Source organism: Nakamurella sp. (genome assembly GCF_048594475.1).
Taxonomy (GTDB): Bacteria; Actinomycetota; Actinomycetes; order Mycobacteriales; family Nakamurellaceae; genus Nakamurella.
The window spans coordinates 1-2,232 of record NZ_JBMDXT010000018.1 but is presented as its reverse complement, the minus strand read 5'-3'; the positions used below and the strand labels follow the sequence as shown (position 1 = coordinate 2,232).

Sequence of the window (2,232 nt, the reverse complement as noted above, 5' to 3'; positions counted from 1 at the left end):
CGGCTGCGGGCGGGGGTGGCCGGCGCTGCGCCAGACCCGGGTGGGCCGGCGCCGGACCATCGGCCCGCCCGGTCGGGGCCGCCGGCGCGGACGCCGCGGGTGCGGGCGGCTCCGCCGGGCCGGGATCCTCCACGCTGATGCCGAAGTCCGTCGCCAACCCGGCCAACCCGCTCGCGTACCCCTGACCGACCGCGCGGAACTTCCACGCCCCGGCCCGCCGGTAGAGCTCGCCGAGAACGAAGGCGGTCTCGGTGGCCGCGTCGACGATCTCGAACCGGGCGATCTCGGCGCCGGCCGGGTCGCCGACGATCAGGGCCAACCCGGGCACCCGGCCGAACGTCCCGCCGTCCGCGGACGCGGCCAGCACCACCCGGTCGACTGCCGGCTCAAGCCGGCTCAGATCGACCGTCAGGGTATCGGTGACGCCGCCCGGGCCTGACTGCTTGCCCACGTGCCGCACGGCCCCCGAGGCGTGCGCCGGCTGGTTGTAGAAGATGAAATCCTGGTCGCCCCGGACCTTGCCCCGCTCGTCCAGCAGCAGGGCCGATGCGTCGACGTCGGGGACCCCGGGGCCGCCGGACCACTGGATCACGCACCGCACCGCGGGCGCGGACACCGGCAGGTTGGACCCCTTGACCATCCATGGCATGGCATCCATCGTGCCGGTTGGCCGCCGCGTCCGCCGGCCGGAAAACCACCGGCTCCGCGGGCCGCCGCGGCCGCCGCGATCAGGCGCCGGGGGCGGGTGATTCCCGGTAGTCGCCGGCGCCGCGGATCCCGGCCTCGAACCCCTCGACGGTGGTCGTCGGGAATACCGACAGCGCGATCACCTGCCGGCCGGAGCGGTTCATCTTGACCGCGAACCCGTGTGCGGCCCAGACTTTTTCCCCTTCGGGCACGATCGCCACGTCGCGGAGGTAGTCCAGTTCGGCGTCCGGCGGCCCCAGCGCCGCGACGGCGTCGGGGGTGAGCTCGGGCCACTCGCCCTCGATCTTGACCACCCGGCCGTCCCGGAACCAGATCTTCACCGGACCGCCGAAGCCGCCGACCGTGGCCGGGCACCAGAACGTCTCCTGCGGTGGCCGGCCGAGGAAGTGCCGGCCGTACACGGCGGGATCGGCGCCCAGCCGTCCGGCGACCTCGCCCACCGGCGACCCGGCGTCGAGTCCACCGCCACCGGCGAGCGCGGTCAGGTCCCGGGCGGCGAAGTCCCGGACCGCATCGGACCCGTCGTTCATGGGGTTCCTCCGACCTTCTCGACGTCGCCCAGGAAGAACGCCGCCATCACGTTGCGGGCACCGACGACACCGGCCAGCTTCTCGGCGTTGGCCCGTTCCGGGTAACCCTGGTACGGCGGGATCGGGTCGACCACCCCGGGCTCGTAGAAGTCGCCCTCGACCACCCGGCGCAAGGCGTCGTCGCCGTAGTCGACCGACTCCAGCACCGTGTGGGTGAAGTAGTCGACCACGCCCTCGCGGAGGGTGAAGGCGCCGGCCTGCTGGTCCAGGCCACCCTGGTAACCCCGGTGCCGGGAATGTTCCAGCGTGTGCAGGTACTCGTGGACCACCGTCTGGAACAGCTGCCACATCTCCCAGCGGTTGTGCCGGTTGGTCGCGCCCTTGAAGCGCTGGATGTTCACGACCCCGTTGGCGGCGAACGCGGGCCACGCCTTGTGCGTCTCCAGCAGTTCCGCGCCCTTGGCCGTCACGATCTGGGACTTCACCCGGTCGACGATCGCCTTCTCCGGCCCCCGGCTCTGGATGGCGCCGTGCTCGCGGTCCAGGATGCGGACCCGAGGATGGCCGGTCAGCAACTTCTCGACCCGCCAGTTCGCGGCGGCGTCCTGCGCGTCGACATCGAGGAGCAGGTTGACCTTGGTGTCCCAGGCGTCGTGAATGCTGACATGCGGGGCGAGCGGCGGACCGAGCGCCCACTTGCCGAAGACGGCGTCGGTCGCCGCCTTGGACCGCTCGGCGACGGCCCGGATGTGCTCCCAGTCGAACAGATCGCCGGGTCCGCGCTTGGCCGCCTTGCCCCGGGCCAGCTGGTCGTACTCCTCCTGGACCAACTCGAGAACCAGTCGCTTGAGCCGGGCCTCGTAGGCGCCCACCCTGGGCAAGGTGTCGACGAACGCCGGCGGCTGACCGCCCGCCCCGCCGGTCAGCGGGGTGTTCACCCCCTCGCGGGCGGCGGCCGCGGCGGGCACGGGCCGATACCGGGTTGCGGGCCTAC

General features: G+C 73.0%; 3 protein-coding genes. All 3 read right to left on the bottom strand.

Annotated features, from left to right (window positions below; translation table 11 throughout):
• The coding region (locus ACOJUF_RS00935; RefSeq protein ID WP_420119989.1) for a TerD family protein at positions 1 to 640 on the bottom strand (640 nt) is incomplete at its 3' end.
• 88 nt (positions 641 to 728) lie between these two features.
• On the bottom strand, positions 729 to 1,238 hold the full coding sequence (locus ACOJUF_RS00930) for a hypothetical protein (protein WP_420119988.1): 510 nt from the start codon (positions 1,236 to 1,238) through the stop codon (positions 729 to 731).
• A partial coding sequence (locus tag ACOJUF_RS00925; RefSeq protein ID WP_420119987.1) for a hypothetical protein occupies positions 1,235 to 2,232 on the bottom strand: 998 nt, incomplete at its 5' end. The genes ACOJUF_RS00930 and ACOJUF_RS00925, both read right to left, overlap by 4 nt.

What these genes read in the sequence shown, in the direction of transcription:
- ACOJUF_RS00930 (WP_420119988.1), bottom strand. Translation starts at nt 1,238, where the DNA reads ATGAACGACGGGTCCGATGCGGTCCGGGACTTCGCCGCCCGGGACCTG.